Source organism: Rhodococcus cercidiphylli, assembly GCF_033042225.1.
Taxonomy (GTDB): Bacteria; Actinomycetota; Actinomycetes; order Mycobacteriales; family Mycobacteriaceae; genus Rhodococcoides.
Window position 1 is genome coordinate 282,552 of sequence record NZ_JAWLKE010000006.1, and the last position, 15,736, is coordinate 298,287.

Genomic DNA, 15,736 nt, shown 5'->3' on the forward strand with positions numbered 1-15,736 from the left:
ATCGGTGTCCTCGCAGTTGCCGCGGCGCTCGCGTCGAGCATGGCGACGGCGCTGCTGGCCGTACCTGCTTCCGCTGCACCGGCTATCACTCAGGAGATCGGTGACGTCGTCTCGACTCGCGATCTGGACCGAAACCTCTGGATTCCCGGCGCGGCCTCGGCCGAGGTGCTCACCTACGTCACCACCGACACCTTCGGTGAGAAGGCTCTGAGCACCGGCACCGTCTTCCTGCCGCCGGGAACTGCGCCGGACGGTGGCTGGCCGGTGATCTCGTGGGCCCACGGCACTTCCGGGCTCGGCGATGCGTGTGCGCCGTCTCTGATCGGTCCGACGTACGCCGAGCGGGATCTGCCGTACCTGGCGAACTGGCTCGCGCAGGGCTACGCCATCGTCGCCAGTGACTATGCCGGCCTCGGAACACCCGGATTGCCAACGTATCTCGACGGTCGAACCACGGCCCACAACGTGGTCGACATGGTCAAGGCGGGCCGCAACTACAGCGAGGACCTCTCGCGTTCCTGGGTGGCCGTCGGCCAATCGCAGGGCGGTGGCGCTGCGATCTACACCGCCCGGTACGCGACCGAGTTCGGCGGCCCCGATCTGGACTACCGCGGGGCGGTCGGAACCGGAACTCCGGCGTACATCGAGAAGTTGATCTCGATCGGTGGACCGGGCGTACCGCCGGTGGAACTACCGTCGGGCCTGACCGCCTATGTCGCGTACATCGGCGCGTCGCTGCGCTACGCGCATCCCGAGCTCGGGCTGGACGACATCCTGACTCCGCTCGGGAAGAAGTACGCAGACCTGGCCGAGACGACGTGCGTATCGGATTTCGAGGCACAACTCGACGGTGTGACGATCGGCGACTTCTTCACCGCGCCACTGACCGGTCTGCCGAACTTCACCGCCGTCCTCGACGACTACATGGCAATGCCCGAAACCGGTTTCGACAAGCCGTTCTTCATGGGCAACGGCCTGCAGGACATCGACGTTCCGTTCCCGACCACCGCCGCCTACGTCGCCCGTCTGACGGCCAACGGTCAGCCGGTGACGTTCCGGGCCTACAACACCGATCACAGTGGAGCCTTCGTGCAATCGCAGGCCGATACGATTCCGTTCGTCGCGAACCTGTTTCGCTAGTTCACCGGCCGCTTGCTGGGCAGCCCGTAGGCGCGAGCGGTGAACAATTCCAGCACCGTGCGCGGCAGCAATCGCTGGGCGAGGAACACCGCCGGAGCATTGCTGCCGACCGCGTAGATGGGCAGTGTCTTCTTGTCCTCGACGGCTTTGAGGACGGTGAGAGCGACGGTCTCTGCCGTGATCCCCTCGGCTTCTTTGGCGTCCAGCTGTGAGATCACCGTGGTGAAGTCACGGAGATACGGCGAATGCGGGCCGCAGTATTTGGTTCGACGGGCCGAGAGCCCGGTGGCGATAGCGCCGGGTTCGACTGTGGTGATGTCGATTCCGTAGGGCTTGAGCTCGTAGCGCGCGGCCGTGGCGAACCCCTTGATCGCAGCCTTGGTGGCGGCGTACGACGAGCGATAGGCCAACGGAAAGCTCGCGAGCATCGACCCGATGTTGACGATCTTTCCGCTGCCACGATCTCGCATGCCCGGTAGCACGGCCTGGGTCAACTCGATCGCTCCGAAGACGTTGAGCTGGAACAGCCGGGTGATCGCCTCGATGGGCAGCTCTTCGAGTGGGCCGCACTGGCTTTCGCCTGCGTTGTTGATCAGCACATTCACCGGGGTGTCGGTGATGCCGTCCACGAACCGCCGGATCGATGCCGGGTCGGTCAGATCCAGGTCGCGGTAGTCGACGCCGGGTATCGGGTTCGCCACCGAGGAGCTGTCGCGGCTCGTTCCGATGACGTGGTAACCGCGAGAGATCAGAACCTCGGCGACGGCCTCGCCGATTCCGGACGTCGCTCCGGTGACTATTGCAGTGTTCATCTACGCCTCTTGTTCACGGTGCGGGTAGGTGCCGGCTTCGTCGCGACAGGTGCCGGGCATTCTGTCCTGCGAAAAGCTGTGGTCGGCACTTTGGTGTGCAGGGACGGCACCGAGGTGCCCGACGCCATGACCGTGCGGTCCGGCCGCACGATGGCGGCGACAGCGTGGCCGCGGCGCAGCCAGACCCCCAGCTCCGACGACGCCGCAACCTCGACGACGACGGCTCCGCGGCGTTCGATCTCTCGACGGTGCCCGACGGCCAGGGGTGTCGACGAGACGAACAGGAACCGGCCCGGTGCGAGGTCGTCCAGACGAGCTCCGCCGTCCAACGGGCTGTTGGGGCAGAGCTTTCCGGCCAGTGTGCGAACCGGAACGGGTGAACGCAGCACGTACGGCGATCGAGCGAGTGACGGGGTGGTGCTGGCGGTGACCTTCTCGCCGATGAACGGCAGATAGCCGAGGGCGGGTGCGATGTTCGCGCGCATGATGCCGGTGAGCCGGCTGCCGCCGGTCATGGCCCATCCGATCGCGACTGCCAACTCGATCATCTGCTTGGCGTGCGTCTTTCGTTCTGTCTCGTAGCTGTCGAGCGAGGTCTCCTTCAGATGCCCGTCGAGCACGCCGACGAGCTTCCAGACCAGATTGCGCGCATCTCGGAGTCCTGCGCCCATCCCCTGCCCGATGAAGGGCGGCGTCAGATGCGCGCTGTCGCCGAGCAGGAACACCCGGCGATCACGCCATCGGTCGACCACCTGTGCACGGAAGGTGTACTCCGCGCTGCGAATCAGCTTCATGTCCGGGATCTCGCCGGAAACGAACCACGGTGCGATGAAAGGGTGGATGGCCGAGAGATCGGTGAACTCGTCGAGGGTCTCGCCGTCGAGCATCCGGAACTCCCAGCGGTAGCGGGTGGGGCCGATGCGCATGTACGTCGCCGATCGCTCGGAATCGCACACCTGGTGCACGCCGTCCCACTGTTCGAGATCGACGTCGGTCTCGATGTCCACGACCAACCATCGCTGCTCGAAACCGAGATCCTCCATTTTCGAGCCGATGGACCTGCGCACCACACTGTTGGCACCGTCGCAGCCGAGGACGTAGTCGGCGGTCACCCAATGTCCAGTCCCGTCCTCGGTCGAGTCGTACCGGACCCGAACCGAGTCCTTCAGGTTCTGTACATCGGTGATCTCGCATCCGCCACGCATCTGCACGGAGTCGTAACGCGCGATGTGGGAACGCATCAGACGTTCGAGTTCGGGTTGATCGAACATGTTGGCCTGCGGGTAGCCGTGCGGTCGCGCATCCGGATCGCGCTCGAACTCGGCCAGGGTTCGAATCCGCTTGTCGCACAACCTCAGTCCGCGACCGGGGCGGGAGATGGCCGCGAAGTCCTCGGCCAGGCCCAGATCGCCGAGGATGCGGTACACCTCGTCGTCGAGATGGACTGCCCGCGGCTGCGGGTAGACGTCCTCCCATCTGTCCAGCACGAGGCACGGCACGCCGTACCGGCCCAGCAACAACGCAGCGGTCATGCCCGTCGGACCGGCTCCGACGATCACCACTGGAAAGTGCGTGCCGTCGGACTCGGTACCGGTCATCGGTAGGAGACCCGGGTGCGCTGGACTCCCAGATCGAGGGCTCCGTCGGGAGTCGAGCAGGTCAGTTCGAGGACGTCGCCGTCTTTCAGAAACGCGGGATTCTTGGCCTGCTTCTTGAAGAAGACCTTCCACTTGACCGACGGAGGAACCAACGATCCGATCATCTCGATCGGCTTGGCGGGGGCCTTCAACGCGGTTCCGCCCGGAGTGCCGGTGAGCAGCAGGTCGCCCGGGTCTATCCGCTGGAACTTGCTCAGCGCCTTCAGCGACTCGACCGGGCGGTAGATCATGTCGGCGACCGTACTGTCCTGTCGCACAGAGCCGTTGACCCGCAGGGTCAGTGCGAGTTCGCCGAACCGATCGAACTCGCCGGCCTCCAGGAGAACCAGGCGCGGCCCGACCGGAGTGAAGGTGGGATACGACTTGCCCTCGTAGAACTGAGTTTTCGGCAACTGGACGTCGCGGGCCGAGACGTCGTTGGTGAGCACGAGCCCGGCGATGTACTCGGCCACGTTGGAGGCGTCGACCTTGGTTCCGACGGTGAGGGTCTTGCCGAACACCAGTCCGATCTCGATTTCGTAGTCGAGCAGCTTCACGTGCGGCGGCTTGATCACGTCGTCGGTGGGTCCGCTGATGGAACCGGACGTCTTGCGAAAGAACGTCAGCGGCACGGTGTCGGGGTTCATTCCCGAGTCTTGGACGTGGGAGACGAAGTTGGTCATGTTGGCCATGACGCGGCAAGGCGCCGTCACCGGCGAGATCAACGACAATGTCTCCACGGCAACGACATCGGTCGAACTGCGGGCGGATTCAATGGCAGGCCGATCGGCGAGGAGCTCGGCGGTGCTGACCGCGGAGGTGTCGATGCGTGACGCGCCTGCGGGGGTTTCGACCCACCACGCGTCGGCGGTGCGGAGTACAGCGATGCTCATGAGGATGCCACTTTCATCAGGCCGCGAAGGCGATCGGTGTCGAACTCGTTGTCGTTGCGCAGTGAGGAGAGGATCGATTTCAGTTCGTGCAATGACGCTCTGCTGGGAGCGATTCCGAGGAAGTCCTTCGACGCAGGCGGCCCCCACTGGGCCAGCCCGGACGCCGTCATCGGGGCCCAACCGGGTTCGAGGGAGTTGTCGAACATGTCGCCGTCGCTGAAATGCTCCACCAGGAAACCGTCGGGATCACGCCAGTAGTCGAAGATCTGGCTGCCCTGGATGTGTCTGCCGATGCCCCACGAATGTCGGTACCCGCGTTGGGTCAGGTACTCGCCGCCCGCGGCGATGGCATCGAGATCGGACACCTGGTAGGCGGAGTGCACATACCGGTTGGACGGGCCGAGAGTCATTGCGAGAGTGTGATGATCGGACGGAGTGTTACCGCGATCGCAACGGATGAAACTCATCACCGGACCGCGATCACGCTGGCCGTCGTAGTAGAGGAAGTCGCTGACGATCAGGCCGAGGTGATGCAGATACCAGTCCAGATTCTGGAGGTAGCCGGTGCGCTGGAGCACCACATGTCCCAGGCGCTGGACTCGGGCGGGCTGACGCGGTGGCCGCTGCGTCGCGTTGAGTCGAAAGCGCGGATCACCGAAGTTGTAGGTGTGCGCTTCCTGACCGGGAAGTTCGGGATGCTCGGTGTATCCGGACACCACCTGGACGGGCTGCCCGCCCGGATCGGTGAGCGTGACCGCGACACCGCCGAGTGTCTCGGGGAGCCGTTGGACCCGCTGCCCGGTTGCCTCGGCCAATCTCATGAGGTCGCCGTCGTCGGCGGCGGCGAAGGCTGCGCCCACGAAGCGTGTTCGCTTGCCGCGGCGGATGATCACACACGGTGCGCCGACCTGCGTGCCGCGCAGATGGATCTCCTCCGGAGTGCGAAGCGAGACGGTGAAACCGAAGGCGACAGCGAACGCCTCGGCCTTGGTCAGATCCGGCTTGCGAAACTCCAGCCAGGCGATGTCTCGAACCTTGATGATCGGATCTTTCGCGCGACCGGGGTGCTCGCCGGGGAGTGCGCCCTGGTCCACGTGCATGTCCTTGTGGCCGTCGACGTCGTGTCCCATGAAGCCCTCCCTCGTTGGTGACAATATCGTCACCTATGACAGCACTGTCAGTCAATAGTATTGACAAATTCGTCAGCGGTGAGGAAGAGTCAGGGCGTCGACCAGCGGCAGACAGAAGTAGGGAACATGACAGAGACCCCGAATCGGCTCGAGCGGCGCAAAGCGCGCACGCGCGGCGCGCTGATCGCAGCGGCGCAAGGATTCATCGCCCGCGGCGAACTGAACGCTCCGATCGCGGAGATCACCCAGGCCGCCGACGTCGGGATGGGGTCCTTCTACAACCACTTCGTCAGCCGTGAGCAGCTGTTCCAGGCCGCGGTCGACGGTGCCCTGGAACTGCTGGGCAACTATCTCGATTCGTTGACCGACAGCTCGGCCGACCCGGCGGAAGCCTTCACCCGGTCCTTCCGGATCGCAGGTCGTCTGTTCCGGTTGCAGCCGGAACTGAGCCGCGTACTCATCCACTCCGGCCCCGAATTGATCACCTCGCAACACGGTCTCGGTCCGCGGGCGGCCAGAGACATCCAGGCCGGAGACGCCGCAGGCTACTTTCGGGTACCGGACCTCCAGCTGTCTCTGGCGCTGGTGGCGGGCGCGCTGATCGGCCTCGGGCAGTTGTTGCTCGAGCAACCCGATCGAGACGACATCGAGGCGGTCGACCGCATGGCCTACGGCGTTCTGCTCGCCCTCGGTGTACCCGACTCCGATGCCCGGGACCTGTGCGCACGATCTCTACCACCAATGAGCGACGTACCCGCCGTGATCGGGGAGGGCCGGTAGCCGGACCCGCCGGCAAGACTCAGTGCGCGTGCGCCTTCTCCAGGTCCCGGATGATCTCGGCGATCGCGCGGTCCTTCGCAAGTCTGCGTTCCAGAATCGGGTTGAGAACCCCGCGGAACCAGAAGTACGGCATCCAGGTGGCCGGCGCGATGATGCGGGCCCGACGCGTGCGGACCGAGTGCACGAGCAACTCCGCGGCGCGCTGCGAGGGCAGTCGCCGATTCAGCGGCCACGGCAGAAATCCGCCGATCCGCCGGCCCATCGGATCGCTGTCGAGGGTGTTGCGGGCCAGATCGGTATCCACCACACCGAAGTACGCCAGACCCGCTGTTGCGCCCACGGCCGCGAGTTCGATTCGCAGCGCGCGGCCGAGCTGTTCGACCGCCGCTTTGCTTACCATGTAAGCAGACCCGCCCATGCCGGGAGTGAAAGCGGCACAGGACGATACGAGCAGAATGTGGCCACCGCTCGCGACGATCTCGTCGGCCGCAGCGCGCACGATGTTGAGCACACCACCGAAGTTCACGGCCATCACCGAGTCGAAAACCGCGCGGTCGACGGTCCTGATGGTGGCGGGCGGGGGTGTGATGCCGGCGTTGGCGATCACGATGTCGAGACCGCCGAATTCGCTCACCGTCGCGGCCACGCAGTCCGCCATCGCATCGGAATCGGTGACGTCGCCGGTGAGCAGCAGGATCCGTTCGGATCGCGCAGCGTCCGGCGGAAAGTCTCGATCGACCACAGCCACCAAGGCTCCCGCGGATACCAATTCCGCGACCGACGCGGCTCCGATTCCACGCGCTCCACCGGTCACCAACGCCACTTTCCCGGCCAGGTCGATTCGGTTCTTCATGCGAGGTCCTTCGTCGTCACGAGCTCGGTATCGGCCGGGGAATCCACACTGCGCCAGTGGTAGTGGCCGAGATCGATCGTCGACATACGCTGGGTGAAGTTGCGCACCGAACCGGGCCAGTACGTCACATTTCGACCCGACGGGCTCAGGTAGTAGCTGCTGCACCCGCCGGAGTTCCATACCGATCCCGCGAGCGTGCGGTCGGTGTGTTCGACGAACGTCGACTGCGCGCGCATGCTCACTTCGAGCGCCGTGATCGCGTTGGAGTCCATGGCGCGCAACGCCGCGAGGATGTAGTTCACCTGAGCCTCGATGGTGACCACCTGCGAGGTGTACACCACCGAGTTGGGGCCGAGCAGCATGAAGAAGTTCGGGAAGCCGTGCACCGTGGTACCCCGGTACGACGACATCTCGCCGTCGGGCCATTTGTCCGCCAACGACTTTCCGTCGCGGCCGACGATGCGCCGAAAGCCGGTGTGGCCGGACACGGCGAATCCCGTCCCGAGAACGATCGCATCCACCTCGTGCACGGTTCCGTCGGTGGTGACGATGCCCTCGGGCACGATCCGAGCGATGCCGGTGGTCTCGACGGTGACGTTCTCTCGGCACAGTGCGGGATAGAACTTGTTCGAGAAGGTGGGTCGCTTGCAGCCGAATTCGTAATCGGGCGTCAGCTTCTCGCGAAGAACAGGATCTTTGACCTGACGACGCAGGTGGGCACGCCCCATGGCCGTGAGCGGTGCCAGCAACGAGCGATGGCCGATGAGTCCGGGTACCAACGCTTCCTGGAACAGATCGAACACCCGGCGCATGGCCCGCTGGGCCCGGGGGTACTTCCGAAGCACGGACCTGCCGGATTCGGAGATCGGGCGGTCGGGGTGCGGAAGAATCCATGTCGGCGTCCGCTGGAACAGAGTCAGGTGCGCGGCCTCGGGGGCCAGGCGCGGAACGAACTGCACCGCAGATGCTCCGGTGCCGATGACGGCGATGCGTCGACCCTCGGCGGAGTGCTCGTGGTCCCACTTCGCCGAGTGGAACACTCTGCCCGAGAACGATTCCAGGCCTTCGATTCTGGGCGTGGCCGGTTCGCTGAACGGTCCGAGGGCTCCGATGAGGATGCGCGCCGACCACGTTCCTGCATTCGTCCGCACCACCCACCGGGCCTGCTCGTCGTTCCAGGTTGCGTCCAGTACCTCGTGGCCGAAGCGGATGCGATCCCTGATCCCGAACCTGTCGGTGCAATCGTTGAGGTATGCCTCGATCTCGGGCTGCAGCGGGTACAACCGCGTCCAGTCCGGGTTGGGCGCGAACGAGAACGAGTACAGCGCGGACGGGATGTCGCACTGCGCACCGGGATAGGTGTTCACGTGCCACGTTCCCCCGACCGCGGTGTCGCGCTCGAAGATCAGAAAGTCGCCGCGTCCTTCCTGCTCGAGTCGGATTGCGGCACCGAGGCCGCCGAATCCCGCGCCGATGATCGCGACGTCGATGTGTGGCATCGCCGTGCCGGATTGTGTTGCAGTCATCAGAGTTCGAGCTCCTTCTACAGATCGAGGACGAGAACTTCGCCGTCGACGGCACCGCGCGAGACGCACAGGGTGAGCGAGTTCTCGCGTTCGGAGGCATCGAGAACGCGGTCGCGGTGATCGACGCGTCCGCCGACGAGACCGACCACGCACGCTCCGCAGAAGCCCTGTCGGCAGGAATAGGGCTGGTCCGGCCTCGATCGACGGAGGGCATCGAGTGCGGTCTCCTGGGCACCGACCTCGACGATCTCCCCGGAGCGGGCGAGCTGCAACACGAACGGCGTGCCGTCGACCACCGTTGCGGGCGCGAACAATTCGGTGTGGAATCCACGGACGGCCGTACTCGAGAGGGCCTCGGCACGAAGCCTGCTCGCCAGTGCCGCAGGCCCGCAGACGTACATCGCGGAGGTGCCCATCCCGAGATCGACGATGTCCGCCGGAATCGGAAGTCCATTGACATCGTCGGTCTTGACGATCACATGACCACGTGAGGTCAGGGCCAACTGCTGCAGCACGGCAACGAACGGCAGACTCGCCCGAGACCGACCGTGGTAGTACAGCGTCCACCGCGCTCCGTCCGCGGCAGCACGTTCGATCATCGCCCGGATGGGTGTGATGCCGATTCCGGCGGCCACGAAGAGGTAGTGCTCGGCCTCGGCCATCGGAAAGGCGTTGCGGGGTCCGCGAACTCGGAGGACATCGCCGCGGGTGAGGGTGTGAATCTCGGTGGACGCCGTGCCGCCGGGGATCTTGCGGACGCTGATGCGGTAGCGATCACCTGCGCCGGGGCGGCCGGCGAGCGAGTACTGCCGCACGGAACCGGACGGGGTGGTGACGTCGATGTGGGCGCCGGGCAACCAGTTCGGAAGCGGTGCAGCGTCTTTGCGGGACAGCAACAGTGAGCGAACGTCCTCGGCCTCGTCGATCGTCTCGTCGACGACGGTCTCGAATTCGTATCCGACGCTTCGCCGGGGCCGCGCCGGGGACAGGGCCGTGACGATCGAAAAATCGGTGACAAGCTTGGCGTAGAGGCGGGACGCGGCACCGACGGCCCGCAGTCCGATGCCGGGTGCCGTCACGTCGACCTCGCCCAGATGGCTGTGTACCGGAGGCGCTGTGGTCGTCACTGCTGGGCCGCCAGTGCTGCCGGGGAGATCGCCAGATACTGCACGGCCTTGTCGATGTCGCCCATGTTCGAGGGATGGAAGCCCGGGCGAATGTAGAGGGCGAGCTGTACGAACAGGAACGACAGACCGGGGATCAGGTGCTTACGTGACGCGCGTGCGAAGGCGATCGGCCAGGGCGTCCGCAATCGGCGTCTGCCGGTGCGCGGCGTGGCAACGGAGTTCTGGTACAGGTACGCGGCGGTGCTGAACCACAGCACGGCCAACCCGGCACTGGCGACGACTGCCGTTCGGGCACGGCGGAATCCGCCACCGTCGACGTACTGGAACGCGTCGAATGCGACGTTGCGGTGCTCGAGCTCTTCCGCGCCGTGCCAGCGCAGCAGGTCGAGCATCGTGGGGTCGACGCCGATGCGGTCGAATTCGGTGTTGTCGAGCAGCCATTCGCCCACCACAGCCGTGAAGTGCTCTGCCGCTGCGTAGATTCCGAGGCGCTCGTTCAGCCATGCTTTGCCTGCGCGGCCGGTGAGGCCGTGGTCGCCGAACACCACACCCACGGCGAAACGAATGCGCTGCAGAATCGGTTCGATGTCCACTCCGTGCGCAACGAGATAGTTGCGGAAGCTCTCGTGGGAGGACGCGTGCGTTGCTTCCTGGCCGACGAATCCCACGACCTCCTCGTGCAGCCTGCGGTCGTCGATGAACGGCAGCGCCTGGGCGAACACGTCCGCCATCGCTCGTTCTCCCTCGGGCAGGACCAGGTGCATCACATTCCAGAAGTGGGTGGCGTACCACTCGTGGGGGATGTACTGGAGTGGAACGCCGGACCAGTCGAATGTCACTGCGCGCGCGACGATCGCATAGGACTCGTCCGTGTACTGCTCGTTCGCGTCGACCGCCTTGTTCCGAGACATTCCGAACTCCGTTTCTGCAGGATGGTCACCTGATGCTACATAGCAACAGTATGTGTCGCAATGTTGCATTCAGTAGGAGTTGGACGGCCGATAGGATCGAACGATGCAGCCAGATGGTGACGACGGGCCGATCCTCGATGCCGCCCTGGAACTGTTCGGTGAGGTGGGAATTCCTCGGACCACCATCGGCGACGTCGCCAAGCGCGCCAGGATCAACCGGGTGACCGTCTATCGCCGGATCGGGTCCAAGGACGACCTGGTGCGAGCCGTCATGGCGCGGGAGTCGTCGCGATTGTTCGTGGCGGTGGCGGCTGCGGCTGCGGAACAGACGTCACGCGCGGATCGGGCCGCCCACGGGTTCGCGACCACGATCGACTCGGTGCGCACCAATCCGGTGTTGATCAAGATGTTCGATTCCGAGAGTTCGTTGGTGCTCGAGCAATTGACCACGAACGCATCGGCATTGCTCGTGTCCGCGATCAACGCTGCCGCGCACATTGCCAGGGGTGAACTGGAATCCGACACCTTCGCCGTGCCCGATGCTCCGGAAATCGTTGTGCGCGTTGTGCATTCGATCTTGCTGACCCCGTCGGCCGCCGCCCCGCTCGATACCTACGACGATCTGCTCGCGTTCGCGCACCGCAGCATCGTGCCGCTTCTCGTCGGAACCACCTGACGCGTTCCTCCTCGAATTCAGGCCCGCGGCACGTACGAGTCGAGTACGCGGAGCAGAGCGCCCTTCAGCTCGGCCCGATTGCCACCCGGTGTCGGCCTGGCGATCTCGTGCAGGGTGTAGCCGTCGATCAGGGCCAGGAAGTGCCGAGCCGGTAGATGCGGTTCCTCGATGCCGAATGCTCCCAGCGCGGCCTCGGCCGCCTCCTCGATCATCCGCATGATTCGATGCACCGACACCGCGAGCTCCGGTCGCCTACGCACGGCGAGGTACGCCTCGAACTGCACGAGGGAGTCGTCGTCCTCCGGAGAGGACAGCAGTGAGACGAGGTCCATGATCGCGTCGGCGAGATCGTCGCGAGTGAGTCCACCGGATTGCGCGACGTCGAGTAGAGCGGTGACCTTGGTCGTCACGTTCTCGGCGATTCGAGTGATCGCGGCATCGATGAGTTCGCCGACCGAGCCGAAGAAATAGCTGGTCGTCGACGGCGGGAAGCCGGCCGCGTCGGCGACGGACCGAAACGAGACGCGTTCGAGTCCGCGTGTTCCGATCACACCGATGGCGGCGTCGACCAGGGCGTCGCGACGCTCCTGGCCACGCGCGTATCGAGTCTTCCGGCGCTCTTCGGTCATGGCTACAACGTAGCCGGGGTGTTGTCGCTGAGCTCCATCGCAGTGCTCTCCAGCAGGCACTTCTCGCCAATCCTGGCCGAGTGGCCAATATTGAGTTACTGTCGCCGCTACATCGAGCAGCCCGGAAAGGAGCACCGATGAACGAGATCTCGGAAGCCTCGCGTGTGGACGTGGTGGTCGTCGGCGCAGGACTCGCGGGTCTGACTGCCGCCAGGGAACTGACGGCCGCAGGGTTGACCGTCCAGGTTCTCGAGGCCAGAGACCGGGTGGGCGGACGGACGGTCAACCACGCACTCGGGGAGAACGCGGTGGTGGAGACCGGCGGACAGTTCGTCGGTCCGACGCAGGACCACATTCTCCGCCTGGCCGCGTCCGTGGGCGTCGGGACGTTCCCCGCGTACGACATCGGATCGAGCGTCTACGTCAAGAACGGACGCGCCCGACGCTTCGACGGCGGAGTGCCGCCGGATCTGGCGGCGCTACCCGACGTCGGGATGCTGGTGGCGCGAATCGATCGGGCTGCCGGGCAGATCCCCGTGGGTAGACCGTGGTCGGCACCGCGTGCCTCCGAGTGGGACACGCAGACTCTCGCCACCTGGGCCCGAAAACACTCGGCCACCGACGGCGGTGTGGAACTGCTCGACATCCTGCTCGGTTCGGTGTTCGGCGGCACATCCGCCGATGTGTCGGCGCTCTTCGGCTTGGCGTACGTGGCCGGGGCAGGCAACGAGTACACCCCCGGCACCGTCGACCGCTTGATGAGTGTCGCTGGGGGAGCGCAGCAGTGGCGATTTCTCGGTGGCTCACAGGCGATCTGCATCGAAATGGCGTCGCGACTCGGTGATTCGGTCCGCCTCGATACTCCCGTGCGCCGCGTGGAGCAGCATCCGGATCGCGTGGTGGTGCACAGCGATACCGAGTCGTGGGTGGCCCGATCGGTCGTCGTCGCGATTCCGCCTGTTCTGGCCACCCGAATCGACTGGAGCCCTTCGCTTCCCGCGGCGCAGGAGGCACTGTTCCAGCGGATGAACTTCGGCGGACTGGCCAAGTGCGAGGCCGTGTATCCCGAACCGTTCTGGCGCACGAGCGGGCTGTCCGGCCAGGCACTCTTTCGCGACAGCGACGTACCGGTGTCCTCGATGTTCGACAACTCGCCTCCCGACGGAAGCCACGGAGTGCTGATGGGATTCGTCGGCACCTGGGGCGCGCGCCATCGAGGCGGCCGAAACTGGTCCGAGGGCAACGAATCCGAGCGCCGCGGTGAGGTGCTGCGTGCTTTTGCCTCGGTGGTGGGTCCGCGCGCATTGGAACCGACGGAGTGGATCGAACTGGACTGGACCGACGAACAGTGGACGTGCGGTGGGCCGACCGCGGTGTTGACCCCCGGAGTGTTGACCGGGCTCGGACGGTGGCGCGATGTTCCGTTCGGCCGAGTGCGATGGGCCGGTGCCGAGCACTCCGACTATTGGAACGGATACATGGACGGTGCCGTGCGATCGGGTGAAAAGGCCGCAGCAGAAATACTTTCGACCGAAGGAGATCTCTCGTGGAACAACGCTTCGTAGTCTCGGCTCATCGCACACTCTCGGTGAGCCCCGAGGAGGTCTGGGCACTGACCGGTGACACCAGCCGCTATGCGGAATGGGTGTCCGACGTCCGTGCCGTCACCGCTCATCACGGCACCGCACGCACAGGTGGCGTCTACACCGAGAAAGTGGCGGCACTCGGCCGCTTCACCACCAACGCCACGTGGACCGTCCGGCATCTGGAACCGAACCGACTGCGAGTCGATTCGGGTCAGGGATTCGCGCCGCTCACCAACGTGGCCAACGTCTTTCGCTTCGCACCGCTCAGCGGCGGAACCTCGACCGCGATGACCTTCGAATTCTGGTTCGACGTCTCCCCGCGCTGGCTGGGACGGATTGTGCGACCCATCGCCACCGCCGGGATGTCCGCACGATTCGACATCTCGATGTGCAACCTGGAGGCGCTGATCCTCTCCGAGCGAACCGCGACGATCCGATGAGGGAACCGGCGGAAGTCCTCACCCTCGGGGTGCACATACTCGACACCCTGGTACGGCCGGTGACCGAGATTCCGCACGGTCAGACGGCGGTCCTGGCGGAAGAGATCGCGATGTCCGCCGCGGGGACCGCCGCGGGAACGGCACTGGTGCTGTCCCGGCTGGGTGCCGCGGTGCACACCGCGGGAGTCGTCGGCGCTGATTCGGCAGGCACGTTTCTACTGCAGCTCCTCGCCGACGAGGGCATCGACGTCTCGCTCGTCCATCGGATGGAGGGAGCGCAGACCTCGGCGTCGGTATTGCCGATCAGGCCGGACGGATCACGGCCGGCTCTGCACGTCATCGGAGCCAACGGCTATCTGGCCCAGCATGTTCCGTGGAACATGTTCCACAACGTCGACTTCCTGCATCTGGGCGGACCCGAATTCTTCGGACCGGACACCGCACGCGACATCGCGCGCCGCGCCCACGAGGACGGCGTCGTCGTCACCGTCGACAGCCTGGCACCGTCGGTTCCGGAAGGACTCGGTGCGTTCGCCGCCGCGCTGCCCCACGTCGACTACCTGCTGCCCAACGACGAGCAGGTCCTCGGCTGGACCGGCAGCGCCACTGTCGAAGACGGGTGTCGTCGACTGCTCGAGCTCGGAGCGTCCTGCGTGGTGGCCACCGCGGGGGCCTCGCCCACTCTCGTCGTCACGAACAACTCGGCCGTCGAGGTCCCCGCGTATGCCGTGGACGTGGTGGACACCAGCGGATGCGGAGATGCGTTCTCGGCCGGGTTCGTTCGGGGCCTGTCCCTGAGCATGAACGCCGTGGAGGCTGCCGAACTGGGCAATGCGACCGCCGCGCAGGTGGCGCAGGGCCTCGGAACCGACTTCGGTACCTACGACCTCGAATTCGTTCGGAAGTTCGCACGTACCTGCAGGACCATCTGATGCCGGCCGACGTCGACGAGCTTCGGCAGTCCGTCGCAACGACCGCCCGGCACCTGGGCCGACGGGGCCTGGTTCTCGGTACCGCAGGCAATGTCAGTGCACGCGCGGGTGATGTGGTGGCGGTGACGGCGACCGGGCTGGTGTTGGCGGACGCGACGATCGAGGACGTCACGGTTGTCGGTATGGACGCCGTCGTGCGCGCCGGTGCATGCGAACCGACCTCGGAACTGGGCTTGCACCTGGGCATCTACGCGTCGTCCGAGGTTCGGGCTGTGGTGCATGCGCACTCTTCTGCGGCCGTTTCTGTCTCGATTGTCGCGGACGAACTGCCGCCCGTGCACTACGCACAACTCGCCCTGGGTGGGACCGTCCCGGTGGTGCCGTTCGCGCCGTTCGGTACCACCGCGCTCGCCGACGCGGTGGTGGCGGCGATGCGTTCGAGGTCAGCGGTCATCATGGCCCACCACGGATCGGTGGCCACCGGTCGCGATCTCGATTCGGCACTGTCGAACATCGAACTGCTGGAATGGCTCTGCGGGGTCTATCTTTCCGCTGCCGCAGTGGCGACGCCGCGCACCATGACCGAAGTGCAGCTGGCCGCGACCCTCGACGAGGTGGTCCGCCGTGCCTACGGAACCGCGGCACCCGTGCGAGGGGACTGATC

General features: G+C 65.5%; 16 protein-coding genes. 7 read left to right on the top strand and 9 right to left on the bottom strand.

Annotation, left to right across the window (positions count from 1 at the left end):
• Positions 1-39: 39 nt before the first annotated feature.
• Positions 40-1,140 carry a lipase family protein gene (locus tag R3P95_RS17150; RefSeq protein ID WP_317549080.1) on the top strand — a complete coding sequence of 367 codons (1,101 nt, stop codon included), beginning with the start codon at positions 40-42 and terminating at the stop codon, positions 1,138-1,140.
• Here R3P95_RS17150 and R3P95_RS17155 read toward each other — a convergent pair.
• The 4 genes from R3P95_RS17155 to R3P95_RS17170 are packed head-to-tail and all read right to left on the bottom strand — an operon-like array spanning position 1,137 to position 5,612.
• A complete protein-coding gene (locus R3P95_RS17155; RefSeq protein WP_317548993.1) occupies positions 1,137-1,952 on the bottom strand; it encodes an SDR family oxidoreductase in 816 nt (271 codons plus the stop codon). The two genes, R3P95_RS17150 and R3P95_RS17155, sit on opposite strands and share 4 nt — an antisense overlap.
• Positions 1,949-3,550 carry a bifunctional 3-(3-hydroxy-phenyl)propionate/3-hydroxycinnamic acid hydroxylase MhpA gene (gene mhpA, locus R3P95_RS17160; protein WP_149407142.1) on the bottom strand — a complete coding sequence of 534 codons (1,602 nt, stop codon included), beginning with the start codon at positions 3,548-3,550 and terminating at the stop codon, positions 1,949-1,951. The genes R3P95_RS17155 and mhpA overlap by 4 nt, the downstream gene beginning before the upstream one ends.
• On the bottom strand, positions 3,547-4,482 hold the full coding sequence (locus R3P95_RS17165) for a fumarylacetoacetate hydrolase family protein (protein ID WP_149407143.1): 936 nt from the start codon (positions 4,480-4,482) through the stop codon (positions 3,547-3,549). The genes mhpA and R3P95_RS17165 overlap by 4 nt, the downstream gene beginning before the upstream one ends.
• On the bottom strand, positions 4,479-5,612 hold the full coding sequence (locus tag R3P95_RS17170) for a VOC family protein (RefSeq protein ID WP_068054955.1): 1,134 nt from the start codon (positions 5,610-5,612) through the stop codon (positions 4,479-4,481). Before R3P95_RS17170 ends, R3P95_RS17165 begins: the two co-directional genes overlap by 4 nt.
• A gap of 126 nt (positions 5,613-5,738) precedes the next feature.
• Here R3P95_RS17170 and R3P95_RS17175 point away from each other — a divergent pair, with 126 nt between their 5' ends.
• Complete coding sequence (locus R3P95_RS17175) at positions 5,739-6,392, top strand: TetR/AcrR family transcriptional regulator (protein ID WP_068054958.1); 654 nt, start codon at positions 5,739-5,741, stop codon at positions 6,390-6,392.
• A 19-nt stretch (positions 6,393-6,411) separates the two neighbouring features.
• Here R3P95_RS17175 and R3P95_RS17180 read toward each other — a convergent pair whose 3' ends face one another.
• The 4 genes from R3P95_RS17180 to R3P95_RS17195 are packed head-to-tail and all read right to left on the bottom strand — an operon-like array spanning position 6,412 to position 10,809.
• A complete protein-coding gene (locus R3P95_RS17180) occupies positions 6,412-7,245 on the bottom strand; it encodes an SDR family NAD(P)-dependent oxidoreductase (protein WP_149407144.1) in 834 nt (277 codons plus the stop codon).
• Positions 7,242-8,771, bottom strand: coding sequence for a flavin-containing monooxygenase (locus R3P95_RS17185; RefSeq protein WP_149407145.1), 1,530 nt, complete (start codon positions 8,769-8,771; stop codon positions 7,242-7,244). The genes R3P95_RS17180 and R3P95_RS17185 overlap by 4 nt, the downstream gene beginning before the upstream one ends.
• A 17-nt stretch (positions 8,772-8,788) precedes the next feature.
• Positions 8,789-9,898 (bottom strand): PDR/VanB family oxidoreductase, encoded by a 1,110-nt coding sequence (locus R3P95_RS17190; protein WP_262498521.1) that lies wholly within the window; start codon positions 9,896-9,898, stop codon positions 8,789-8,791.
• A complete protein-coding gene (locus tag R3P95_RS17195; protein ID WP_068284246.1) occupies positions 9,895-10,809 on the bottom strand; it encodes a metal-dependent hydrolase in 915 nt (304 codons plus the stop codon). Before R3P95_RS17195 ends, R3P95_RS17190 begins: the two co-directional genes overlap by 4 nt.
• A gap of 103 nt (positions 10,810-10,912) precedes the next feature.
• Here R3P95_RS17195 and R3P95_RS17200 point away from each other — a divergent pair, with 103 nt between their 5' ends.
• Positions 10,913-11,485 (top strand): TetR/AcrR family transcriptional regulator, encoded by a 573-nt coding sequence (locus R3P95_RS17200; protein ID WP_094687520.1) that lies wholly within the window; start codon positions 10,913-10,915, stop codon positions 11,483-11,485.
• A 17-nt stretch (positions 11,486-11,502) separates the two neighbouring features.
• Here R3P95_RS17200 and R3P95_RS17205 read toward each other — a convergent pair whose 3' ends face one another.
• Positions 11,503-12,114 carry a TetR/AcrR family transcriptional regulator gene (locus R3P95_RS17205; RefSeq protein ID WP_149407146.1) on the bottom strand — a complete coding sequence of 204 codons (612 nt, stop codon included), beginning with the start codon at positions 12,112-12,114 and terminating at the stop codon, positions 11,503-11,505.
• A gap of 137 nt (positions 12,115-12,251) precedes the next feature.
• Between R3P95_RS17205 and R3P95_RS17210 the strand changes: the two genes are divergently transcribed.
• The 4 genes from R3P95_RS17210 to R3P95_RS17225 are packed head-to-tail and all read left to right on the top strand — an operon-like array spanning position 12,252 to position 15,734.
• Positions 12,252-13,679, top strand: a complete 1,428-nt coding sequence (locus R3P95_RS17210; protein WP_149407147.1) for a flavin monoamine oxidase family protein — start codon at positions 12,252-12,254, stop codon at positions 13,677-13,679.
• Entirely contained in the window at positions 13,661-14,140 is a 480-nt protein-coding gene (locus R3P95_RS17215) for an SRPBCC family protein (protein ID WP_094687523.1), read from the top strand. Before R3P95_RS17210 ends, R3P95_RS17215 begins: the two co-directional genes overlap by 19 nt.
• Positions 14,137-15,072, top strand: coding sequence for a carbohydrate kinase family protein (locus R3P95_RS17220; RefSeq protein ID WP_149407148.1), 936 nt, complete (start codon positions 14,137-14,139; stop codon positions 15,070-15,072). Before R3P95_RS17215 ends, R3P95_RS17220 begins: the two co-directional genes overlap by 4 nt.
• Positions 15,072-15,734 (top strand): class II aldolase/adducin family protein, encoded by a 663-nt coding sequence (locus R3P95_RS17225; protein ID WP_149407149.1) that lies wholly within the window; start codon positions 15,072-15,074, stop codon positions 15,732-15,734. Before R3P95_RS17220 ends, R3P95_RS17225 begins: the two co-directional genes overlap by 1 nt.
• Positions 15,735-15,736: the final 2 nt, after the last annotated feature.